The 21,987-nt window shown below is 63.9% G+C and carries 19 protein-coding genes; 14 read left to right on the top strand and 5 right to left on the bottom strand.

Features of this window, described 5'->3' with window-relative positions; translation table 11 throughout:
- Window positions 1–3 precede the first annotated feature (3 nt).
- A complete protein-coding gene (locus tag ABHM97_RS03420) occupies window positions 4–1,212 on the top strand; it encodes an AAA family ATPase (protein WP_349469597.1) in 1,209 nt (402 codons plus the stop codon).
- Between the two features lie 3 nt (window positions 1,213–1,215).
- On the opposite strand, the gene ABHM97_RS03415 is transcribed toward ABHM97_RS03420, so the two are convergent.
- On the bottom strand, window positions 1,216–2,583 hold the full coding sequence (locus tag ABHM97_RS03415; protein WP_349469596.1) for an LLM class flavin-dependent oxidoreductase: 1,368 nt from the start codon (window positions 2,581–2,583) through the stop codon (window positions 1,216–1,218).
- A 286-nt stretch (window positions 2,584–2,869) separates the two neighbouring features.
- Between ABHM97_RS03415 and ABHM97_RS03410 the strand changes: the two genes are divergently transcribed.
- Both ABHM97_RS03410 and ABHM97_RS03405 read left to right on the top strand, forming a co-directional pair.
- Window positions 2,870–3,382, top strand: coding sequence for a GNAT family N-acetyltransferase (locus ABHM97_RS03410; protein ID WP_257368534.1), 513 nt, complete (start codon window positions 2,870–2,872; stop codon window positions 3,380–3,382).
- A 55-nt stretch (window positions 3,383–3,437) separates the two neighbouring features.
- The gene (locus tag ABHM97_RS03405; RefSeq protein ID WP_235519550.1) at window positions 3,438–3,818 is read left to right on the top strand and encodes a RidA family protein; all 381 of its coding nucleotides are present in this window, start codon (window positions 3,438–3,440) and stop codon (window positions 3,816–3,818) included.
- Window positions 3,819–3,835: 17 nt separating this feature from the next.
- Here ABHM97_RS03405 and ABHM97_RS03400 read toward each other — a convergent pair whose 3' ends face one another.
- Both ABHM97_RS03400 and ABHM97_RS03395 read right to left on the bottom strand, forming a co-directional pair.
- Window positions 3,836–4,495, bottom strand: coding sequence for a response regulator (locus ABHM97_RS03400; protein ID WP_235519553.1), 660 nt, complete (start codon window positions 4,493–4,495; stop codon window positions 3,836–3,838).
- Entirely contained in the window at window positions 4,488–6,161 is a 1,674-nt protein-coding gene (locus tag ABHM97_RS03395) for a sensor histidine kinase (protein ID WP_235519749.1), read from the bottom strand. Before ABHM97_RS03395 ends, ABHM97_RS03400 begins: the two co-directional genes overlap by 8 nt.
- 169 nt (window positions 6,162–6,330) lie before the next feature.
- Here ABHM97_RS03395 and ABHM97_RS03390 point away from each other — a divergent pair, with 169 nt between their 5' ends.
- Window positions 6,331–7,857, top strand: coding sequence for a CitMHS family transporter (locus tag ABHM97_RS03390; protein WP_349469595.1), 1,527 nt, complete (start codon window positions 6,331–6,333; stop codon window positions 7,855–7,857).
- 48 nt (window positions 7,858–7,905) lie between these two features.
- Here ABHM97_RS03390 and ABHM97_RS03385 read toward each other — a convergent pair whose 3' ends face one another.
- Window positions 7,906–9,423: an LCP family protein gene (locus ABHM97_RS03385; RefSeq protein WP_349469594.1), complete on the bottom strand. Its 1,518-nt coding sequence runs from the start codon at window positions 9,421–9,423 to the stop codon at window positions 7,906–7,908.
- 94 nt (window positions 9,424–9,517) lie between these two features.
- On the opposite strand from ABHM97_RS03385, the gene ABHM97_RS03380 reads away from it, so the two are divergent.
- The 6 genes from ABHM97_RS03380 (at window position 9,518) to ABHM97_RS03355 (ending at window position 15,610) form a co-directional block, all read left to right on the top strand.
- The gene (locus tag ABHM97_RS03380; RefSeq protein ID WP_349469593.1) at window positions 9,518–10,396 is read left to right on the top strand and encodes a cytochrome c oxidase assembly protein; all 879 of its coding nucleotides are present in this window, start codon (window positions 9,518–9,520) and stop codon (window positions 10,394–10,396) included.
- A 13-nt stretch (window positions 10,397–10,409) separates the two neighbouring features.
- Window positions 10,410–11,519, top strand: coding sequence for an AI-2E family transporter (locus ABHM97_RS03375; RefSeq protein ID WP_235519564.1), 1,110 nt, complete (start codon window positions 10,410–10,412; stop codon window positions 11,517–11,519).
- 65 nt (window positions 11,520–11,584) lie between these two features.
- Entirely contained in the window at window positions 11,585–11,881 is a 297-nt protein-coding gene (gene gatC, locus ABHM97_RS03370) for an Asp-tRNA(Asn)/Glu-tRNA(Gln) amidotransferase subunit GatC (protein ID WP_167264767.1), read from the top strand.
- 6 nt (window positions 11,882–11,887) lie between these two features.
- A complete protein-coding gene (gene gatA / locus ABHM97_RS03365; protein ID WP_257368524.1) occupies window positions 11,888–13,441 on the top strand; it encodes an Asp-tRNA(Asn)/Glu-tRNA(Gln) amidotransferase subunit GatA in 1,554 nt (517 codons plus the stop codon).
- Window positions 13,441–14,949, top strand: coding sequence for an Asp-tRNA(Asn)/Glu-tRNA(Gln) amidotransferase subunit GatB (gene gatB, locus ABHM97_RS03360; protein WP_349469592.1), 1,509 nt, complete (start codon window positions 13,441–13,443; stop codon window positions 14,947–14,949). Before gatA ends, gatB begins: the two co-directional genes overlap by 1 nt.
- Window positions 14,950–15,052: 103 nt before the next feature.
- Window positions 15,053–15,610 carry a hypothetical protein gene (locus ABHM97_RS03355; RefSeq protein WP_349469591.1) on the top strand — a complete coding sequence of 186 codons (558 nt, stop codon included), beginning with the start codon at window positions 15,053–15,055 and terminating at the stop codon, window positions 15,608–15,610.
- Window positions 15,611–15,630: 20 nt separating this feature from the next.
- On the opposite strand, the gene ABHM97_RS03350 is transcribed toward ABHM97_RS03355, so the two are convergent.
- Window positions 15,631–16,593, bottom strand: coding sequence for a formylglycine-generating enzyme family protein (locus ABHM97_RS03350; RefSeq protein ID WP_502921248.1), 963 nt, complete (start codon window positions 16,591–16,593; stop codon window positions 15,631–15,633).
- 542 nt (window positions 16,594–17,135) lie between these two features.
- On the opposite strand from ABHM97_RS03350, the gene ABHM97_RS03345 reads away from it, so the two are divergent.
- From ABHM97_RS03345 to ABHM97_RS03330, 4 genes are all read left to right on the top strand, one after another.
- Window positions 17,136–18,167, top strand: coding sequence for an ABC transporter permease (locus tag ABHM97_RS03345; RefSeq protein WP_235519571.1), 1,032 nt, complete (start codon window positions 17,136–17,138; stop codon window positions 18,165–18,167).
- A 41-nt stretch (window positions 18,168–18,208) separates the two neighbouring features.
- Window positions 18,209–19,132 (top strand): carbohydrate ABC transporter permease, encoded by a 924-nt coding sequence (locus ABHM97_RS03340; RefSeq protein WP_349469589.1) that lies wholly within the window; start codon window positions 18,209–18,211, stop codon window positions 19,130–19,132.
- Between the two features lie 70 nt (window positions 19,133–19,202).
- Window positions 19,203–20,861: a type 2 periplasmic-binding domain-containing protein gene (locus ABHM97_RS03335; protein ID WP_235519574.1), complete on the top strand. Its 1,659-nt coding sequence runs from the start codon at window positions 19,203–19,205 to the stop codon at window positions 20,859–20,861.
- Between the two features lie 49 nt (window positions 20,862–20,910).
- Window positions 20,911–21,972 carry a LacI family DNA-binding transcriptional regulator gene (locus tag ABHM97_RS03330; RefSeq protein ID WP_349469588.1) on the top strand — a complete coding sequence of 354 codons (1,062 nt, stop codon included), beginning with the start codon at window positions 20,911–20,913 and terminating at the stop codon, window positions 21,970–21,972.
- Window positions 21,973–21,987 lie beyond the last annotated feature (15 nt).

Genomic DNA, 21,987 nt, shown 5'->3' with positions numbered 1-21,987 from the left:
CCCGTGATCACCACACTCGCCATCGCCAACTACCGTTCCATCCGCGACCTCGCCATGGAGTTGCACGGCCTGGATGTCGTGACGGGGGCCAACGGCAGCGGCAAGTCCTCGTTGTACCGTGCCTTGCGGCTGTTGGCCGAGTGCGCAGGCGGGGATTCCGGAAACGTGGTGGGTTCCCTGGCCAGGGACGGCGGTTTGTCGTCCACTTTGTGGGCCGGACCGGAGTCCATCAGTGAGGCCATGCGGCGCGGCGACGTCCCCGTCCAGGGAACGGTCCGGCGGGAATCCGTGAACCTGAAACTGGGCTACTCCGGTGACGACTTCGGATACTTGGTGGACCTCGGGATGCCGGTTGCCAGCGGTGCCGGTTTTGACGAAGCCACGGGCAGGCCCCGCCGCTCCGCCTTCAGCCTGGACCCCGAGATCAAGAGGGAACAGATCTTTTCGGGACCAGTGGCCCGGCCGGGTTCGCTATTGGTGGATCGCAAGGGAAGCCTCGCCAAACTGCGGGAACCGGGCGGGGACTGGACTGAGCTCTCCCGGCGGCTGGACACATTCCAGAGCATGCTGACGGAAGTCTCGGACGAGGACCGGGCCCCGGAAGTATTACGTGTGCGGGATTCGGTTCGATCCTGGCGGTTTTACGATCATTTCCGCACGGACGCAGATGCTCCTGCCCGGCAAGCCCAGATCGGGACGCGAACCCCCGTGTTGCACCACAGCGGAAGGGACCTGGCGGCGGCCCTCCAGACGCTGCGGGAGGTGGGCTTCGAGCGGCAGTTGGATGCCGCCGTCGGCCATGCCTTTCCCGGAAGCCGGCTGGAGGTCGCGGTCAGCGACGGCAGGTTCGGCGTGGAGCTTCGCCAACCCGGAATGCTGCGGCCCATGAAAGCCGCAGAGCTTTCAGACGGTACGTTGCGGTTCCTACTCCTGACTGCTGCGCTCCTGACGCCCCGGCCGCCGGAATTGATGGTGCTCAACGAACCGGAGACCAGCCTGCATGTGGACCTGATGCCAGCACTGGCTGGATTGATTGTCCAAGCCAGTGCCAGCAGCCAGATGATCGTCGTGACCCATTCTGAGGCACTGCTCAAGGCGCTTCGCGAGAGCGGCGCGGCGCACGAGCATGAGCTGTACAAGGACATGGGCGAAACCAGGATCAAGGGCCTGGGGTCCCTCGAGGGTCCGTTGTGGAGCTGGCCCAAGCGCTAGGGGCTAGAACGCTGAGCCGATGGAGGTGAGCTCCTTGGCTTCGGCGTGGGCGTACTGGCTCTCGGGCCGCTCCAGACCGTAGTGTCCCCGCAAGGTGGAGGCCGTGTAGTCGGTGCGGAAGAGACCGCGTTGCTGAAGGATCGGCACTACCTGGTCCACGAAGACTTCCAATCCCGAGGGAAGAACCGGCGGCATGATGTTGAAACCGTCGGCAGCCCCGGCGAAGAACCAATCCTGGAGGGCGTCTGCTACCTGTTCCGGAGTGCCGGAGAAGGTGCGGTGTCCACGCCCACCACCCAAACGGCCGATCAGTTGCCGGACGGTGAGTTTTTCGCGGCGGGCCAGTTCCACGATCAAGGTGTACCGGCTTTTGGCCCCCTCGATTTCGTCTTCCGAGGGAAGGTCCGCGGGCAGCTGACGGTCCAACGGAAGGTCTTCGGGGGAGAGCCGCAGGGTCTTGGCGAGTTGCTCTCGAGCGTATTCAGGCTTGATCAGCTGGTCGAGTTCGCGCTCCAGCTTCAGCGCTTCTTTCTCCGTGGAGCCAATCACGGGGACGATGCCCGGCAGGATCTTGATGCCCTCCGGGTTACGGCCCACGGCAGCGGTGCGTGCTTTGAGGTCCGTGTAAAACGCCTGCGCGTCGGCGAGGGTTTGATGGGCGGTGAAGACTGCATCTGCGTATTGTGCTGCGAGGTTTTTGCCGTTTTCCGAGGATCCGGCCTGGACGATCAGGGGGTGGCCTTGGGGGGAGCGCGGAACATTCAGCGGCCCGCGGACCCTGAAATGCTTCCCCTCGTGGTCGATGACCCGGATTTTTGTATCGTCGCCCCACACGCCCGCGGCTTTGTCGGCGAGCACGGCGTCATCGTCCCAGCTGTCCCAGAGTTTCCGGGCCACCTCGATGAATTCCGCTGCCCGTTCGTAGCGGACAGCGTGGGCGGGTTGGTCGTCCACGCCGAAGTTGCGGGCGGCGTCGGGTCCTGCAGTAGTGACCACGTTCCAGCCTGCCCGGCCTCCGCTGACCCAATCCACTGACGCGAAACGGCGTGCCAGATTGAAGGGATCGTTGTAGGTGGTGGAGGCGGTGGCGATGAGCCCGATCTTCTGAGTCGCTGCCGCGATGGCGGTCAACAACACCGTGGGCTCCAGTTTGCCGGCGGGACGGCGGCCCACTTCACCAAACAGGGCCGGGGAATCGGCGAAGAAGATGGAGTCCAGCTTCCCGCGTTCGGCTGTCCGGGCCAGCTGCTGGTAGTGCTCCACCTTGGTGACGGCCAACGGATCGCTCTCCGGCAGGCGCCAGGATGCTTCGTGGTGGCCAGTGCTCATGAGGAAGGCGTTGAGGTGGAGGTGGCGCTGTGGTTCGGTCATGGGGGTTCTCCTCGGTTCATACCTGATAGGGGAGGCAAGCTGTGGTGTGGGGCAACTCAAACACGCCCCTTACGGACACCGCCAGCGCTCCGACATGTGCCCGCAACAGCGCGAAACCGGGGTTCACGGCACGCAACCCGGCTCAATTCGACGCCACGGAAAGCAACACAAAAAGTGCGGACGCAACCCGGGCAACCGGCGTCTGACTTCTGTTCATGACTGATAGATCCATCACGGAAAGCGCCATTTGGCGGTTCCGGTACCGGACGGCGACTACCATTGGTAGGTGCTTTCCCCGATTACCGTCCGTCCCGCCCTGCCCGAAGACTACGACGACGTTGCCCGCATCACGCAGGACTCCTACGTCACTGCGGGGTACTACGGCGACGCCGACCACCCGTACCTGCAGAAACTCCAGGATGTGGCCGGCCGGGCAGAGCACGCCGACGTGCTGGTGGCTGAGCGTGACGGCGAGGTTATCGGATCCGTGACCGCGGCTCCGGCCGGCGGCGGCTTCTCGGACATCGGCTTGGACGACGAACTGGAACTCCGCACCCTCGTGGTGGACCCAGCAGTCCAGCGCTCCGGGGCTGGCCGTGCGCTGGTCCAGGCTGTCGTGGACAAAGCCAAGGCGATGACCGGGATCAACGCAGTATCCCTGACCACGGGTGCCACGTGGGAGAGCGCCAATGCCCTTTACTCGCGGACCGGCTTTGACCGCGCCCCGCACAGGGACTGGTTCGTGCCCGGCACCGACATAAAACTGTTCGTTTACAGGCTCGAGCTCGGACAGCCATAAAGTTTCCTTCGAAGCGCCGGTCACCGGGCCGGGCGCAACGACAGGAAGGCGCGGCATGCGCAAGACATTCGGCACGGGTTCGGTCTGGGAACAGACCCTTGGCTACTCCCGCGCGGTCCAGGTGGATAACACCCTCTTCATTTCCGCTACGGCAGCTTCCGGCGAAAACGGCATTGTCGGCGATGATTTCTACTCACAGACCAGGTTCATCCTCGAAAAGCTTGGCTCTGTCCTCGAAGATGCCGGCTTCTCCTATGAGGACGTCGTCCAGTCCAAGCTGTACCTGACGGACATCAGCAAGTGGGAGGACGCCGGACGTGCCCACGGAGAAGTCTTCGGCGAGATCCGGCCTACGTTGTCCCTGGTCCACGTCCTGCCGTTCCTGGACCCGCAGATGCTGGTGGAGATCGAGCTCGTAGCGCAGAAATCCGCGTAGCGCCCTAATACTTTGGGTCAGCCCGGGATGCCGTACCGGTGTTCCGGGCGACCCGTGGTTCCGTAACGCAGTTGAATTTCGACGGCGCCATCATCAGCAAGCGACGACAGGTACCTCTGCGCTGTTGCGCGGGAAACGCCGACCCGTTCCGCGACTTCGGCAGCGGAGTACTGTTCGCCGGGAAGCAAGGATTCCAGGACCGCGGCTTCGGTGGCGGACCGGGGCTTGGCCGCCGGCGATACATCCCCTGGAATGAGTGAGCGTTTGGCCCGTTCGATGGTGCCCTGGTCAATGCTGGGCTGTTGGCCGAGGATCCTGCGGTAGCGCGCGTAGGACCGGAGCTGCTGGGACAAGGTTTCAGCAGTGAAGGGTTTGAGCATGTAGCCCAAGGCACCCCGTCGCAGGGCAACGCGTACGGACTGCGCGTCAGAGGCGGCAGTCAGCATCACAGCATCGACATCCAGCTGCCCCAGCAGGTCCAGTCCGGAACCGTCGGGCAGGTACACGTCCAGCAGCACCAGGTCCGGGCGCAGGCTGTGGATCGCCTGCAAAGCCTGGGATACCGACCCCGCAGGTGCCAGGGCCATGAATCCTGCCACCGAATCGACGTACGCCGCATGCAGCCGTGCGACGTGGAAGTCGTCATCGACGATCAGCACCCTCAGATCCTCAACCACTGCGGTCCTCCCTCTCCGTTGAGCTTGTGGGCCCTTCATCCATGACCCCGGGAATGGTGGCCATGAACACCGCGCCCGGGCCACCCTCGCTGCCGTGTTCCAGGACCCGGACATCCCCTCCGCGCCTGCGTGCCAGTTGCCGCACCAAAGCCAGCCCCAATCCTTGTCCAGCCCCCGAGCGTACCGGTTGCGCCGACGTCGTGAATCCTTCGGTGAAGATGTCCTCCGGGTCCGCGGCACCCAGTCCGTCTCCGGAGTCGCCCACTACAAGGTGCAGGCGTCCGGCGTCGTCCAGCAGTTCCACTTCCACCCAACGGTCCGCGGCGGAACCGGCGACGGCGGCACTGACCGCATTGTCTATGAGGTTGCCGAGCACGGTGGTGACGTCCTGCGGATCGGCGACATGGCCACGGACCATGGTCTCCGGCCCGACGCGCAGGCTCACACCGCGCTCGGAGGCCTCCACTCCCTTGGCGCCGATGAAGGCCTGCAGGTAGGGATCCTGGAGCAGTTCGGCCTGCTCAACGGGAAATTTCAGGGGACCGGTGGCGGAAATCCTGGCGAGGTATTCCTTCGCGGAATCGTGTTGTCCGATGCTCATGAAACCGGCGATGGTGTGGAGCTGGTTGGCGAACTCGTGGCGTTGGGCGCGCAGGGCCGTGGACATGGTCCCGACAGCGTCCAGCTGGCGTGTCAGCTGCTGCAGCTCGGTGCGGTCACGGAGCATGACAACCCAGCCGAGATCCTCTTTCCGATGCCATGCTTTCCGCGCGCTGGCCACCAAAACCCGGCCGCCAGCCACAAGTTCGACGGGCTCTGCATCCCGGGCCGCAGGCTGCGTCAGCTGCTTGAGCTGTTCGGGGACGCCCGCAGTTGCCCAGTCCTGGCCGGTGGCATCGGGCAGGTCCAGCAGCCGGGAGGCGGCCGCGTTGAAGACGGAGATCCTGCCGTCGGCGGCTATGCCGATCACGCCGTCGTCCACCCCCTGGAGCACAGCCACCTGATCGTGGACGAGGGTGCTGATCTCTTCCGGTTCCAGGCCGAGCGTGAGCCGCTGCAGCCTGTGCCGGAGGAGGAAGGAGGCCAGCACGCCTGCGAGGAGCGCGCCGCCGGCGGTGAAGGCAATGGGCACAATGTCGCGTGCCAGGCTGTTGCTGAGGGACTCCACGGAATAGCCCACGCTGACCTCACCCACGATGGTGCCTGCAGCATCGGGCGAGTACACGGGGACCTTGGCACCGGCGGACGGGCCCAGCGTGCCGGTATTGCGGGTGGTGATTTCCTTTCCCGCGAGGGCAACGGAGGGGTCGGTGCTCACACGTTCGCCCAGCCGGGCAAGGTCGGGGTGGGCCAGGCGCAGGCCTGTTTCGTCCGTGATGACGACGAAGAGGGCTCCGGTGCGCACCCGGACGGCTTCGGCGGCGGCCTGGAGGGGGCCGACTGCCAGCACATCCGCCGGTGGGGTTCCCTCTTCCTTGCTGATTTCCTGCACGCCGGTCCTGATGTCCGGATCTGCTGCGACTGTCCTGGCCAGGGTGAGGGCCTGGTTTTCGGCTTCGTCACCGATCCGTCCGTACACCAACCAGGCGTGGACGGCGCCGCTGAGCAGGACCACCAGCAGGACCACTCCGAGCTGGAGGAGGAGGGTTTGGGTGGAGAACCGCATACCCACCTTGCTGAAAACAGGCACCTTTGCTCCTTTCCTCCTGCTCCATTGAAGCACTGAGCACAATGCGCAAAACGTGCGCAACGAGCACTATCCTGAACAATTCCCTGAAACCCCGGTCCGTGATCGACGCCACCCTATTGTCTGTAGTGCGCATCACATCGATGTGGTGCCCTTCACAGTAGTAAAGGAGCCGGCCATGCTGGTTTTGCTTGGATTCGCAATGATTGCGGTATTCATGGTCCTGATCATGACCAAAAAGTTGACGCCGGTTCTGGCGCTGATCATCGTCCCCACCATCTTTGGTCTCTTCGCAGGGGCCGGCCTGGGCATCGGACCCATGGTCATGGATTCGATGAAGTCCATGACGTCAACGGCCGCGCTCCTGATGTTCGCCATCATCTACTTCGGCTTGATGATCGACGTCGGACTCTTCGACCCGCTGGTCAAGTTCATCCTCCGCAAGCTGGGCAACGACCCGGCCAAGGTTGTGCTGGGCACCGCGATCCTGGCAGCAGCGGTCTCCCTCGATGGGGACGGTTCCACCACGTTCATCCTCACCACCGCCGCGATGCTCCCCGTCTACCTGCGCCTCAGGATGAGCCCCGTGGTCCTGACCTGCGTCGCCGGCCTCGCCAACGGAACCATGAACATCCTGCCGTGGGGTGGCCCCACTGCCCGCGCTGCCACTGCGCTCAAGCTCGACGTCAACGACGTCTTCGTGCCCATGGTCCCCTCGCTCATTGTTGGGCTGATCGTCGTGCTGGTCTTCTCCTGGCTGCTCGGCTTGCAGGAACGCAACCGCCTCCGCTCTGTCGCTCCGGAGATCTGGGGCGACGTCGCCGATCCTGCTGACGCGTTCGACGGCGGCACCGGCCGCGGCGGTTCTGTCGCCGGCGGCTCCGGCTCCGGCAAGGGACGTTTCGGATTCGGCCGTACCGGCTCAACTGCTCCCGTCGGCAAGCCGGGTACCGGCGGAGGTTCCGGCGTCGCGGTCCTGGAACGTACCGAAGAACTGGTGGACGACCACGACACCGCCATGGCCGACACCGCGCTGGACCCCAACCGCAAGACCCTGCGTCCCAAGCTGTTCTGGTTCAACCTGGCCCTCACCGTGGCCGTCATGGTCACGCTGGTCGCCAACGTCGTTCCCCTGCCGTTTGTCTTCATGGTCGGTTCCGCGATCGCCCTGCTGGTCAACTTCCCCAAGGTCAAGGACCAGGGTGCACAGCTGATCGCCCACGCACCGTCCATCGTCGCCGTTGTCAGCATGGTCATGGCCGCCGCAGTGCTCACCGGTGTCCTGAACGGCACGGGCATGGTCAAGGCAATGTCCGAGTGGCTGGTCCAGATCATCCCTGCCGAGATGGGTCCGTTCATGGCCATCATCACGGGCGTCCTGAGCATCCCCATGACGTTCTTCATGAGCAACGACGCGTTCTACTTCGGCGTCCTGCCCGTCCTCAGCGAAACCGCAGCGCACTACGGCGTTGGTGCAGCGGACATGGCCCGCGCCTCCATCACCGGCCAGCCGTTCCACCTGCAGAGCCCGCTGGTCCCCGCCATCCTGCTGCTGGTGTCCCTGGCAAAGGTGGAACTGGGTGACCACCACAAGAAGGTCCTGTGGCGGACCGCAGTCATCTCAATCGTGATGCTGGCCGTCGGAGTCCTGACCGGAGCCATCGGCATCGGCTGACCGACGTGGGTGGCAGGAGTGCCCGGCCCCCACACTGACGGCAAATGATCAGCCCACCGGGTTCGTAGCCTGGCAGGTCTGGTCATTTGCCGTTTGTGTGGGGATGTTGCCTTGCGTAGTGCTTTGGGCTGGCTTGTCGCCGGAAACGAAGTCTTCACCGGCGTAGAGCTGCACGCCTTGGATACCCGTCACCTCCTGGACGTTTGCTGCCGGGAGCCCGAACATCCCGGCGATGTCCGCCGCGACGTCGGCGAAGCCGGCCTGGTAGTACACCATGGTCTGGGCGCGGGGTTGGCCCTGCAGCCGGACGGTCTTGGTGTAGCCCGCAGCCGTGACCAGGGCCGCGATTGCGTTGCTTCTGCCGGTAACACCGGTTCCGTTGGCAATGCTGATGGGCTGGAGTGCTTTGTCAAAGGCGGGTTTGGCTTCGGAGCTTGACGGCGGCGCGGGGGAGGGGGTTCCGGCTTGTGCAAGGTCCGCGCTGTTCCTGAGGGCAGCAAAGAGGTTCGAGGCTGCCGGTTCATCCAGTCCGAGCCTGTTGGGATCTGACGGGGCCGGGACGGTGGGCACGGTGATGAAGTTCACCTTGGCGGGGTCGATGTTCTTGAGCCGGTCGCCAATGGTCAGCAAGGCAGGAACCGAGGCCAGGCCAGTGTCCACCGTCAGGTTCTTGGTCATCGTATCGGCGATGCTCAGCAGCTTTTGTGGGTCGCTGAGCGTCCCCTCGGACTTCAGTTTCCTGGTGAGGGAGCCCAGGAAGGACTGCTGGGCCTTAATGCGGCCCAGGTCGCCGCCGTCGGCAAAAGCGTGGCGTGTCCGGAGGAACGCCAGGGCCTGGTCGCCTTGCACTTGGGAGGTCCCCTTGGGGAGGTGGAGGCCCGAGTCGGAATCGTCGACGGCGGAATTGACGCACACGTCCACCCCACCCACCGTGGTGGTCAGCTCTTTGACAGCGTTGAAATCGGCCATCATGAAATGGTCCACTTCCAGCCCGGTGAGCTTGTTGACGGTGTCAACAGCGCAGCCGATTCCGGCTTCGGCCATGGCGCTGTTGATCATCACGCCCGGCCGGGCGTCGTGCTGCTCGTTGCTTGCCTGGTCTTTGCAGGCGGGCACGTCCACCAGGAGGTCCCGGGGGAAGCTGATGACGTTCACGTGGTTGTTGTCCGCGGAAATGTCCACCAGCATCATGACATCCGACTGCCCGTAGCCGGAGGACTGGTCCGCTGTTCCGTACTGGCTGTTCTTACCGCTTCGGGTATCACTGCCCAGCACCAGGATCTGGAGGCGGTCCTTCCTGTCATCAACCGGACCTTCACTTCGCTGGCCGCCTGCTCCAAGGGAAGTGGTGGAGATATTCGATTGAAGCCGCCACAGCCAGTAACCGCCAAAGCAAAGGACTCCAACGACTGCAGCAGCAACCACGATGACCCCAATCCGGAGCCAGCGGGGGCGCCTGCGGCGCGGTGAGCCGGTACTTTCCTCGACGAGGCTTCCTTGTCCGGGGTAGCGGGGAGAATCACCATCCGGTGAGTTGGGGGCGGGGCGTTCGTGGCGACCGATCACGGCACTGGCCTTTCCTCTGGGTAGGGGCGGGCCTATGCTACTGAGCGATTCTGGGAAATACCCAAGGGCGCCCCCAGGTGCCTATCATTGCTCTGTGCCGCCCTTTGACGTCCTCGTCAGCGCCTGGCAGATCGACTGGGCAGCTGTGATCATGATCAGCGCTTTCGGCGTGCTCTACGGTCTTGGACTGAAGTCTGCCGCCGCCAATGGCCGCCGCTGGCCCCTCTGGCGAACCGTCGCGTTCTATGTCCTGGGCCTCGGATCCTTGGCCGCGCTTACCTGCGGGTTCCTCGGAGTCTATGGCTCAGACCTGCGGTGGGCCTTCACGGTCAAGGTCTCCCTGCTCCTGTTCGTGGTGCCGCTGCTGATCGGATTGGGCAGGCCGATCTCACTGGCCCGAGCTGCCTTGCCTCCCTCCGGCATCGAGAGGCTGAACACCGTCCTGGCCCATCCCGCCGTGCGATTCGTCAGCAATTCGCTCGCCGCGCCGCTCCTGGGTTTGGCGCTGTTCTCCACCTTCCTGACCCCTGCCTTCCACACCCTGCGGGCCGATCCTCTGGCGCAGGCTCTCCTGACCATCCTGATTCCGTTGCTGGGCCTTCTCATGGCACTGCCCATCATCGAGGAAGCCGATTTCCAGCGGTCCAGCGCCTACATCACCTTGGAGTTCGTCTTCGTATTCATCGAGCTCCTGGTTGATGCGGTCCCCGGCATCCTGCTCCGCCTTAACGGGCAGGTGCTCGATCACGTGATGACGACGCAAGCGGCGTTGGGCTGGTTCCCGGATCCCTTGCGTGACCAGCAGTTGGCGGGGGATGCTTTGTGGTTCATCTGTGAAATCGTGGACCTGCCGCTCATCATCCTGATGTTCATCCGGTTTTCGCGCAGCGACAAGCGTGAGGCCCGGGGCTTCGACGACCTGACCGACGAGCAACTGGAAGAACTGAACGCCCAACATCTTCGAGGGCGCTGAGAAGGAGATCGCCATGCCTGACCTTCGCGCCGGCCTGCCCGCGATATGGGCCGACGGTCTGGGACGTGCCAGCATCCGCTCCATCCAGGCCCTGACTGTAGGGGCGCTGGCCTGGGCTGTCATCTGGGCGCTGACCCGTGTCCCACTGGTGTTGATCCCGCTCACGATCGCGCTGATCCTGGCCGCTGCGATCGCGCCGCTGGTGCGTTGGCTTGACCGGCACGGCTGGCCGCGCGCCCTCGCCGTACTGGCCTCGTTCGTGGGAATCCTTGTGGTGTTCGGCGGGATTGTGACGGGGATCGTGTTCCTCATCCGGGCACAGTCGAAGGACCTGACAGCGAAGGCGGTTGCCGGCCTCGACCACCTCCACGATTTCCTGACCTCCGGACCGATCCCGGTGAGCGACGCCCAAATCAACGACACCCGCGAATCGGTACAGCGGTTCTTCACCTCCAGCTCGTTTGGTACGGAAGCACTGACCGGGGCACGGACATTGGGGGAAATCCTGGCCGGAATGGTGCTGATGGCTGTGATCCTGTTCTTCTTCCTCAAGGACGGGCACAAGATCCGCAACTTCCTCATCGGCTTCCTGCCCGCCGAACGCCGCCCCAAAGCGCACATGGCCATCGAACGCAGCGCGGTCGTCCTCGGCGGCTACGTCCGCGGAACTGCCATCGTTGCCGCAACGGACGGAATCATCGTTGGGGTGGCCTTGGCCATCCTGGGCGTTCCCTTGGCGTTGCCGTTGGGTGCCTTTGTCTTCATTGGAGGGTTTATCCCGATCATCGGCGCTACGGCCGCGGGAACCTTGGCGGTCGCCGTCGCCCTGATCTCCAACGGTCCTGTGACCGCGCTGATTGTCCTGGCCGTCGTCATCGGCGCAAACCAGCTGGAACACCACCTCCTGCAACCCCTCCTGATGGGCAGGGTGCTCAGCATTCACGGATTGGCGATCCTGTTGGCCCTGGCTGCCGGCACCATGATCGCCGGAATCGTGGGTGCACTGCTCGCCGTTCCTGTCACCGCCGTCGGATGGACCGTCTTCAAGACGCTGTCCGGGCCGGAACCGGATCAGGAACCTGAACCCGGACCGGACGCTGAAGCAGTTGCGGCTGAGGGCTGACCGAGGCGCGTGCCCGGCCAAGTAGACTGGTTCGGAAAACCAATTGAACTTTGCAGGGGAGATCCATGGCTGCGATCAACCGTGACGACGTCGCGCATCTTGCGCGTCTGGCTCACATTGAAATGAGTGCCGAAGAACTGGACAGGATGGCCGGCGAGCTCGCCGTCATCGTTGATTCGGTGAAGTCCGTCAGCGAAGCCGCGGGAGAGGACGTGCCGGCCACGTCGCACCCGATTCCGCTGACCAACGTGTTCCGTGAAGACGTCGTGGGTCACACGTTCACGGCTGAGCAGGCGTTGTCCGGCGCTCCGGATGCGTACGAGAACCGTTTCAAGGTCCCGGCAATCCTGGATGAGGACTAATTACTGATGACTGAACTGAAGAACGAACTCATCCGCCACTCCGCTGCTGATCTCGCGGCCAAGCTGGCCTCCGGCGACGTATCCGCTGTTGAGGTGACACAGGCGCACCTCGACCGGATCGCCGATGTCGATGGCCAGGTACATGCCTTCCTGCACGTCAACACGGAAGAAGCGCTCGCCGTAGCCGCCGAGGTTGACGCTGCCCGCGCCGCCGGGGGATCCGCCGCCGAGGAACTGCACGCCCTTGCCGGTGTGCCCATCGCCGTCAAGGACCTCATTGTCACCATTGGCCAGCCAACCACGGCCGGTTCGAAGATCCTTGAGGGCTGGCACAGCCCGTACGACGCCACCGTGGTCAAGAAGCTGCGCGCAGCCAAGATGCCGATCCTGGGCAAGACCAACCTGGATGAATTCGCCATGGGTTCTTCCACGGAGCATTCGGCTTTCGGTCCCACCCGCAACCCTTGGGACCTGGACCGCATTCCTGGTGGTTCAGGCGGTGGCTCCGCGGCCGCCGTCGCCGCTTTTGAGGCCCCGTTGGCACTGGGCACCGATACGGGCGGTTCCATCCGCCAGCCTGGCGCCGTCACCGGAACCGTGGGCGTCAAGCCGACGTATGGCGCTGTGTCCCGTTACGGCGCCATTGCCATGGCGTCGTCGCTGGACCAGATCGGCCCGGTTTCCCGTACGGTGCTGGACTCCGCTTTGCTGCAGGAAGTCATCGGCGGGCACGATCCTTTCGATTCCACGTCCCTGACCGACCCGTTCACCAACCTGGTGGCCGCTGCCCGCATGGGCAACGTAGCCGGGATGAAGATCGGCATCGTGAAGGAACTCCACGGCGAGGGCTACCAGGCCGGCGTCGAGAACCGTTTCAACGAGTCCCTCCAGATCCTCAAGGATGCCGGAGCTGAAATCGTTGAGGTTTCCTGCCCCAACCTGAAGTACGCCCTGGGTGCCTACTACCTGATCATGCCGTCCGAGGTGTCCAGCAACCTGGCCAAATTCGACGGCGTGCGGTTTGGCCTGCGTGTCCTGCCCAAGGACGGCCCCATGACCATTGAGCGTGTCATGGCAGCCACCCGCGCGGCAGGTTTCGGTGACGAGGCCAAGCGCCGCATCATCCTGGGCACGTACGCTCTGAGCGCCGGGTACTACGACGCCTACTACGGCTCGGCCCAGAAGGTCCGCACCCTGATCCAACGCGACTTCGACGCCGCGTTCGCCCAGGCCGATGTCCTGATTTCTCCGACTGCACCCACCACGGCGTTCAAGCTCGGCGAGAAGCTCGACGATCCGCTGGCCATGTACTTGAACGACGTCGCGACGATTCCGGCCAACCTTGCCGGCATTCCGGGGTTGTCGTTGCCGGGCGGCCTGGCCGACGAAGACGGCCTGCCGGTCGGTATCCAGCTGCTGGCTCCGGCCCGCGAGGATGCCCGCCTGTACCGCGTCGGTGCTGTCCTTGAATCCATCCTTGAAGAGAAGTGGGGCGGCCCGATGCTCGCGCAAGCACCAGCACTTGGCGCTGCCGCAACTACCGCCGGAGGTTCCAACTAATGTCCGTCGACGCAACCCTGAGCTTCGAAGAGGCCATGGAGAAGTACGATCCCGTCCTGGGGTTCGAGGTTCACGTGGAGCTCAACACCAAGACCAAGATGTTCTCCTCCGCTCCGAACGTTTTCGGTGACGAGCCGAACACCAACGTCAACGAAGTAGACCTCGGCATGCCCGGTGTCCTCCCCGTGGTGAACAAGACGGCGGTGGAGTCATCCATCAAGATCGGCCTTGCCCTGAACTGCAAGATCGCCGAATCATGCCGTTTTGCCCGGAAGAACTACTTCTACCCGGACACTCCCAAGAACTTCCAGACTTCCCAGTACGACGAGCCGATCGCGTATGACGGCTACCTCGACATCGAGTTGGAAGACGGCACGGTGTTCCGCGTGGAGATCGAACGCGCACACATGGAGGAAGACGCCGGAAAGCTCACCCACATGGGTGGCGCTGCCGGCCGTATCCAGGGTGCCGACTACTCGCTGGTGGACTACAACCGTTCGGGTGTTCCCCTGGTGGAAATCGTCACCAAGCCGATCGAGGGCGCCGGAAGCCGCGCACCGGAACTGGCCAAGGCGTACGTTGCGGCTGTTCGCGAAATCGTCAAGAACCTTGGGGTTTCCGATGCCAAGATGGAGCGCGGCAACGTCCGTTGCGACGCCAACGTTTCGTTGCGGCCGCACGGCCGGGAGCGCTTCGGTATCCGTTCGGAAACCAAGAACGTGAACTCCCTGCGCGCCGTCGAGCACGCCGTCCGTTACGAAATCCAGCGCCACGCTGCCGTCCTGGATTCCGGCGAGCCGGTCATCCAGGAAACGCGGCACTGGCACGAGGACACACGTTCGACGACGTCCGGTCGCCCCAAGTCCGACGCCGACGATTACCGCTACTTCCCGGAGCCGGACCTGGTTCCCGTCGTTGCTTCCCGTGAGTGGGTGGAGGAGCTTCGCGCTACCCTCCCGGAGCCCCCGGCGGAACGCCGCAAGCGTCTCAAGGAAGCCTGGGGCTACTCTGACCTGGAATTCCGCGACGTCGTCAACGCAGGCGTCATGGACTCCATCGAGGAAACCATCGCAGCCGGTGCCTCAGCCGACGTTGCCCGCAAGTGGTGGATGGGCGAGATCGTTGGCCGCGCAAAGGTTGCCGACGTCGATCCTTCCGAGCTGGGTGTCACCCCGCAGGTCATCGTGGAGCTGAACAAGCTGGTTGAAGACGGCAAGATCAACAACAAGATGGCCACCCAGGTCCTGGACGGCGTGCTCGCCGGCGAAGGCACCCCGGCGGAGATCGTGGAGAAGCGCGGCCTGGCCGTGGTGTCCGACGACGGCCCCCTCCTGGAAGCCATCGACGCCGCACTCGCCGCGCAGCCGGACGTCGCGGAGAAGATCCGTGGCGGCAAGGTCCAGGCCATCGGCGCGATCGTTGGTGGCGTCATGAAGGCCACCCGTGGCCAGGCCGACGCCGGCCGTGTCCGCGAGCTGATCCTGCAGAAGCTCGGCGTCGAGGGCTGATCCCTTGGCTTGACCCGCAAGTAGCCCGCTGTGGTGCCCGTTCCGATCCGGAACGCCACCACGGCGGGCTACTTTTTTGTCCGGACGCGCGCACAATGGATGCATGGGCACCATCACACCAGGATTTCGAAAGGTCCTCCTTGCCGGCGGGATCGCCGTCGCGTTGACCGGAGGTGGGGCCGCCGCAGTGTGGGCGGGCACCCAACCCAGCCCCTCGCCGTCGAGCTCCACCGCCTCACCAAGCCCGACAACCTCAGCGGACACCAAGGCCGCGGAGGGCCGCGGAAAAGCTATCCACGGCGAGCACGTCGTGAAACAACAGGATGGCAGCTACCGCACCGTGGTCACCCAGGCCGGAACCATTGAATCGGTGAGCGACTCGGAGGTCACGGTCAAGAGCGAAGACGGCTTCACCCAGCGGTATGCCATCAACGCCGAAACCCGCATCACCAAGATCCCGACGGACCTGTCGCAGCTCCGGAACGGAAAGGGCAAGCCCACGCTGCCCTCGGCCACGGTTGCTGAGCTGAAGGCCGGTGACACCGTGCACGCCAGCGGGATCAAGGACGGCACTGCGGTGACCGCGACGCGGATCGTGTCAGGCGAACTTCCGGCAGGACCCAAAGGGAAGCTCGGGCATCGGGCCCACGGCCGCGCCTGAGTCAGGGGCCCGCGCCTGAGTCAGAGGGCCACTGTCCGGAAACCCAGGTTGGCGCTGGCTGAATCGGGCGTGTTGGAACTGCGCGCTGACAGCCGGTAGCGGTTGCAGTAGGAATCGTGGCAAAGGTATGAGCCTCCGCGCATGACCCGCCCGCTGCCGATCGTCGGGCCTGGCGGGTCCATCACAGTGCCCTGTGCCTGGCACGACCTGTAGTACTTTGGCAGGAACCAGTCGCTGCACCACTCCCAGACGTTTCCGCTGGTTTGGTAGAGCCCGTAGCCGTTGGGGCTGTATGAACCGACCGGCGCGGTGGTGAGGTAGCCGTCGTCGAGGTCGTTGCGGACCGGGAAATCGCCTTGCCATATATTGCAGTTGTGGGCGTCCAGGCCTGGAGTTCCGTTGTGGAGTTCGTTGCCCCACGGGTAGCGTTGCCCGGCCAGGCCACCGCGCGCGGCGTATTCCCATTCGGCTTCCGTCGGGAGCCTGCGGCCCGCCCACGCACAGTAAGCCAGGGCATCGTTGTAGGACACGTGGGTCACGGGGTGGTCCGGGATGTCTGTCCAGTGCGAGAGCGGCCCCGCAGGGTGCGCCCAGTCAGCTCCGCGGACATTGAGCCACCAGGGGACCGCGTTGACCCGGTTCAGGATGTCCTCCGGCCTGGCTTTCACGGCCAGGTGGAACACCGCCGAGGTCCCGTAGATTTCGGACTCGGTGCGGTGCCCGGTGGCGTCGACAAAGCCGGCAAATTCCTCATTGGTTACCGTGGTGGCGCTGATTCGGAACGCCGACACCTGTACCTCGTGCACGGGAGTTTCGCCGTCTCCGTCGTAGCCTTCGCCGAACGGATCGCCCATGGCGAAGGTGCCGGCCGGAATGTCGACGTCGGATGTTTCGGATGCTGCGGATGCTCCGTTTGCTTCGGGTGAGGGCGCCGCGCTTTCGACGGCGGTGCCCGCAGCGTTTTCGACGGCGTCGCCCGCCATTGGGCGAACACCTATGGTGTGCAGGGGGAGGGGTCGGCCCTGCTCGAGGGATCTGCCCTGATGGGTATGCGTCCGGGCGCCTGCGCCTGGGCTGCAGCAATCTGCCATGTGAACTCTCTGTCTGAACTCCGCCTGCTAGTACTTTAGCGGTGCCGGAGGCTTGGCCCGCGCCCTGGGCACCCCTTGCACCCGCGCCCCGCGCACCCGCTGCCGCCCTGCGCACCCATTGCAACCCTGGCCCGCACCCCTAGAACCCACACCCCACCGCACCCGTTGCCGCCCAGCGCACCCCGTGCACCCCTGGCACGCACCCCTTGCCGCCCTGCGCACCAGCACTTACGGGGGCGAATGGCGCGTGCAGGTGCGGAGCGCCTCCAGGGAAGCGCCACCCTGCACCAACAAAGTGATGGAAAGTGATTTCTGTGATCAGTTTCAATCATGTTCTTGCAAAAGTGGAAAGCGTCACTTATCGTTTGTTAAACGGTTAACGAGCGTGGCCTGAATCACATTGATGATTTGGGCTCAGCACTTGAGGAGACAGCATGAACTCGACGACGGAACAGGCTCCGGCATTGCCCGAAGCTCGCCGAGTCCCGGCCAGGGCGGGCAGCAAGCCACCCGGAACCGGCCCTAAGAAGCGGAAGGGCAAGGCCCCGCAGCAAAGCTTCCGGTCACGCCTGCGTCGAGACAAGCAAATGCTGCTCATGATGGTGCCGGGCGTGGCCTTCCTGCTGCTCTTCTTCTACATTCCCATCCTCGGTAACGTCATCGCGTTCCAGGACTACCAGCCCTACTTGGGCATCGGTGACAGCCTGTGGGTTGGCTGGCAGAACTTCGTGGAACTGTTCGGAAACCCGGACTTCCTCCACGCTTTCTGGAACACCCTGTACCTGGCAGCCTGGCAACTGGTCTTCCTGTTCCCGGTGCCCCTGGTGCTGGCCCTGATTGTCGACTCGCTGATCAGCACCCGGGTCCGCAAGATCTTCCAGAGCATCGCTTACCTGCCGCACTTCCTGTCGTGGGTCTTGGTAATTGCGTTCTTCCAGCAAATGCTCGGTGGTGCGGGATTCGTCAACAACCTGCTCCGTGATTGGGGCATGGACCCGATTCCGTTCATGACCAACCCCGAGACCTTCCCTCTCATGGTGGTGGTCCAAATGATCTGGAAGGACGCCGGCTGGGCCATGATCATCTTCCTGGCAGCCCTTGCCAGCATTGACGCGTCACTCTACGAAGCAGCCGCGGCAGATGGTGCAGGGCGCTGGCGCCGGATGTGGCACATCACCCTCCCCGGGCTCCGGCCGGTGATCGTTCTGCTGCTGATCCTGCGGATCGGCGACATCCTGTCCGTCGGCTTTGAGCAGTTCATCCTGCAGCGTGACGCAGTAGGGGCCGGAGCTGCGGAAGTGCTGGACACCTTCACCTATTACACAGGCGTAGTGGGCGGCGGTTGGAGCTCCGGCGCAGCAGCCGGGCTCGCCAAAGGTGTGGTCAGCGCCCTGCTGATCTACGGCGCCAACAAACTTGCCCACCGTTTCGGAGAAGACGGAATCTTCGCAAAACAAGCGCGCTGAGAGCCACGCAGGCCCGCGCGGCAGCCGCACAAGGAGAACCCATGGCAACAACACTTTTTACCAGGAAACCCCGGGAACTGACGTACAACCCCAAACGCCCGGTGTGGAAGGAAAAACCTTCCGCGCTCTACCAAACGGTCAAAGCAGTCGTCCTGATCGTCTTCAGTATCTCCATCCTGACCCCCATCCTGTTGGTGGTCTCCACCTCCCTGGCTGACACGGAGCAGCTCGTCAAGGCAGGCGGGTTCGTCCTCTGGCCGGAGCGGCCCACGTTCGAGGCCTATGCCACCATCTTCAAAGGCCCCATGGTCCTGCAGTCGTTGGGCGTTAGCATGCTGATCACGGCAGTGGGCACCATCCTGGCGCTGTTCGTGACCATCACCATGGCCTACGCCACCAGCCGCACTGTCCTCTTCGGCCGGCCGGTGATCCTGGCAGTGCTGTTCACGCTGCTTTTTGCACCGGGCCTGATTCCGTCCTTCCTCATGATCCGTCAGCTGGGGCTGCTGGACTCCTTGTGGTCGCTGATCCTTCCCGGCATTTTCGGTGCCTTCAACTTTGTGGTCCTGCGGTCCTTCTTCATGAACATCCCGGGGGAACTGATTGAAAGCGCCAGGATCGACGGCGCCAACGACTGGCAGATCCTGTGGCGGATCGTCATGCCGCTGTCCAAAGCCGTGATCGCCGTCGTCGGGCTGTTCTACGCGGTTGGTTTCTGGAACTCCTTCTTCAATGCATTGCTCTACATCAACGACCACTCCAAGTGGCCCATCCAGTTGCTGCTGCGCAACTTCGTGGTCCAGGGCAGCGGCGCCGCAGATCAACTCGGAATCACCACAACGCCTCCGCCGCAGTCCATCCAGATGGCCGTCGTCGTGGTTGCCCTGGTCCCCATCCTGATGGTTTACCCGTTCCTCCAAAAGCACTTCGCCAAGGGCGTCATCACTGGCGCCGTGAAGGGCTGACCGCTTCCGCGGACCCGCCAAAGAACTGACACAACACACCATGAAGCAAGTAACCAGAAAGGGTTATGCCATGACGAGCACTACCTCACAGGCTGGATTCAGCCGCCGCGGTTTCCTTGGCCTCGCAGGCCTGGCCGTGACCGCCGTCGGCCTGTCCGCCTGCGGTGGTGGCGGGTCCGCAGGCAACGGAGGCGCCGCCGCCTCAGCCTCGGTCAAACTGCCCACGTACAAGGAATTCACCGGCGTCACCCCGGATATCGCGGGCAACGCCAAGGGCCTCCAGGCCGGATACTTCAAGCTGCCCACCGCTGTGCAGTCCGTGAAGACCCCGCCCCTCAAAGGCAAAGTGACCGGGCTGACCGAAACGTTCGACACCATGAGCCCCGGGCTGAAGGACAACCCGTTCTGGCAGAGGCTCAACGCCAAGCTCGGCGGCGACCTGGAGCTGCAGATCGCCGAGGACATTGGCGACGGCTACCCGGCGAAGTTCGCCACCGTCCTTGCCAGCAACGATCTCCCGGACATGATGTGGGTTCCGCCGAACCAGGGCATCCCCAACGTCGGCCCCATGCTGGAAGCCAAGTTCCAGGACCTGACGCCCTACCTCTCGGGCGACGCCGTCCTTGAGTACCCCAACCTCGCGGCCCTCAAGCCCGATTCCTGGAAGACCGCCGTCGTCAACGGCAAAATCTGGGGAGCTCCCATCCCGAGCACCCCGTTCGGCCAGGTCTATGTGGGCAACCACGCCGTGTGGGAGCAGGTAGGGGGTTTTGAGGCCGGCAGTGCTGATGAGTTCCTGGACAAGGCCAAGGAACTGACGCGTCCCGGTGAGCAGAAGTACGCGTTGGAGCCCGCCTACATCAACGCCCTGCACATGGTCACGGAGTGGTTCGGCGCCCCGAACAGCTGGGCAGTGAACAAGGACCGCACGTTGACGCACCTCTACGAAACCGACGAATACCTGGCCGGTGTGGAGTTCACCGCCAAAATGTTCGCCGCCGGTGTCTTCTACCCGGACTCCAAAGCCACCGACATCCGTTCGCGCGTAGCCAATGGCAGCGTCGCGGCCCAGGTGGTGGTGGGTCCGCACGACATCCGCAGCTACCGCTCGCTGAACAAGGACGCCCAGTTCGACATTTTGATCCCCTTCAGTGCCGACGGCAAGGTCAAGCCCGTCTACGACATGGGGTACGGAACGGTCGGTTTCACACCATTCAAGAAGGCGGACGAGGGCAAGATCCGCGAGCTCCTCGCGCTGATCAACTACCTGTCGGCGCCGTTCGGCACCGTGGAGTACATGCAAAAGAACTTCGGCGAGCTCGGCCAGGACTACACCATCGACGCCTCCGGAACACCGGCACGCACCGAAACCGGCACCACCAACGCCCCCGGCCTGGTATCGGCGTTGAACATCATGGCCAGTCCGGAAAACGTCATTTTCAACCCGGGCTTCGACGACGACACACGCTACGTCAGCAAGCAGGAAGAAAAGCTCCTCGAATTCGCGTGGCGCAACCCCACCAACGGTTCCTACTCGGATACCAACGCCAAGGTGGGAGCAAAGATCACCAAGCAACTGCGCGACAAGGTAGTGGACATCATCACCGGCCGCGCCAAGATCGACGAACTCAAGGACGCCGTGAAGCGCTGGAAGAGCGAGGGCGGTGACAAGATGCGCGACGAGTACCAGGCCGCGTTGGACCCCAACGCCCCGGTCTTCAGGAGCTAGCCTCAGACCAACAAACGAAGAAACCAAGCACGCACCAGCAGGGGGAACCATGGCCAAAACAAGCAGCACCGGAGTCCGACCCACCATCCGTATGGTGGCCGAATTGGCGGGCGTCTCCACGGCCACGGTTTCCTATGTCCTCTCGGGTCGCCGCGGTGATGGCGGACCGGGTGTTTCGGATCCGACGGCGGAAAAGGTCAAGGCCGCTGCGGAGCGGCTCGGCTACCGCCCCAACCAGGCGGCCCGTGCAATCCGGACCGGCCGTACCAACACCGTGATCCTGTCGCTGACCATGCTGTCCGATCCTTGGTCCCTGTCCGTCATTGAGGCCGTCCAGAAGGCGGCCGCCCCGCTGGGCATCACACCGATGATCCTCGGAGATGCGGACTGGGTGAAGGTCCTGGGCACGCATAACGCCGACGCCGTGTTCGTGGACGCTGTCAGCAAGGGCCAGCGGGATGAACTTCGTAAGCTCGCCGAGCACGGAACCACCCTGGTGGTCTTCGACGAAGGGTTGGACGCGGAAGGGTTCGACGTTATCCGTTCCATTGCCGGGCCTGGCTGCCGCATGGCCGTGGAGCACCTGCTCCACGGCCATCGGAAGATCGCTTGCCTGACTCCGGCCACGGCCCAGGGAACCTCTGGTGGGGCACGCTACAGGGCCTACTCCGAAGCGCTCGCAGCCGCCGGAATTGCGGAACGGGAAGACTACGTGGGCTTGTTCGATGGCACCAGCGCCGGGGCCTACGCTGCGGCAACGCGGGTACTCAGCAAGCCGGACCGGCCGACCGCTATCTACGCCACCACTGATTTCGCCGCAGTCAGCGCCATCAACGCCGCTCAACGCCTGGGGCTGGCCGTGGGCGCCGATGTAGACATCATCGGCGTCGGCAACACGGTGGAAGGTGAACGGATGTCGCCGTCGCTGAGCACTGTTGGCCCAGTGGACTTTTTCGACAAGCTGGCCCGGCTGCTCCTGCGACGTGCCACCGGCCATACCGGAGACTCTGCCGGAGGTGCCCCAAAGGAGCCGGGTGTCCTGGACTTCCCCTGGCACTTGTTCGTGCGTGAATCGGCGCCGCATCGCAGCGCCGCAACCAGACTTTACTAATGAATCAGCAGAAGG

The organism is Paenarthrobacter sp. CAP02, from assembly GCF_040137855.1.
Taxonomy (GTDB): Bacteria; Actinomycetota; Actinomycetes; order Actinomycetales; family Micrococcaceae; genus Arthrobacter.
The sequence above is the reverse complement of the archived record's forward strand: the minus strand, read 5'-3'. Positions and strand labels throughout refer to the sequence as shown.

Excerpts from the sequence above, each read along its gene's own strand:
- gatC (WP_167264767.1), top strand. The coding sequence starts at position 11,585 with ATGGCTGCGATCAACCGTGACGACGTCGCGCATCTTGCGCGTCTGGCT.
- ABHM97_RS03345 (WP_235519571.1), top strand. The coding sequence starts at position 17,136 with ATGAACTCGACGACGGAACAGGCTCCGGCATTGCCCGAAGCTCGCCGA.
- ABHM97_RS03355 (WP_349469591.1), top strand. The coding sequence starts at position 15,053 with ATGGGCACCATCACACCAGGATTTCGAAAGGTCCTCCTTGCCGGCGGG.
- ABHM97_RS03375 (WP_235519564.1), top strand. The coding sequence starts at position 10,410 with ATGCCTGACCTTCGCGCCGGCCTGCCCGCGATATGGGCCGACGGTCTG.
- ABHM97_RS03340 (WP_349469589.1), top strand. The coding sequence starts at position 18,209 with ATGGCAACAACACTTTTTACCAGGAAACCCCGGGAACTGACGTACAAC.
- ABHM97_RS03415 (WP_349469596.1), bottom strand. The coding sequence starts at position 2,583 with ATGACCGAACCACAGCGCCACCTCCACCTCAACGCCTTCCTCATGAGC.
- ABHM97_RS03395 (WP_235519749.1), bottom strand. The coding sequence starts at position 6,161 with ATGCGGTTCTCCACCCAAACCCTCCTCCTCCAGCTCGGAGTGGTCCTG.
- gatA (WP_257368524.1), top strand. The coding sequence starts at position 11,888 with ATGACTGAACTGAAGAACGAACTCATCCGCCACTCCGCTGCTGATCTC.
- ABHM97_RS03330 (WP_349469588.1), top strand. The coding sequence starts at position 20,911 with ATGGCCAAAACAAGCAGCACCGGAGTCCGACCCACCATCCGTATGGTG.
- ABHM97_RS03405 (WP_235519550.1), top strand. The coding sequence starts at position 3,438 with ATGCGCAAGACATTCGGCACGGGTTCGGTCTGGGAACAGACCCTTGGC.
- ABHM97_RS03350 (WP_502921248.1), bottom strand. The coding sequence starts at position 16,593 with ATGGCGGGCGACGCCGTCGAAAACGCTGCGGGCACCGCCGTCGAAAGC.
- gatB (WP_349469592.1), top strand. The coding sequence starts at position 13,441 with ATGTCCGTCGACGCAACCCTGAGCTTCGAAGAGGCCATGGAGAAGTAC.
- ABHM97_RS03335 (WP_235519574.1), top strand. The coding sequence starts at position 19,203 with ATGACGAGCACTACCTCACAGGCTGGATTCAGCCGCCGCGGTTTCCTT.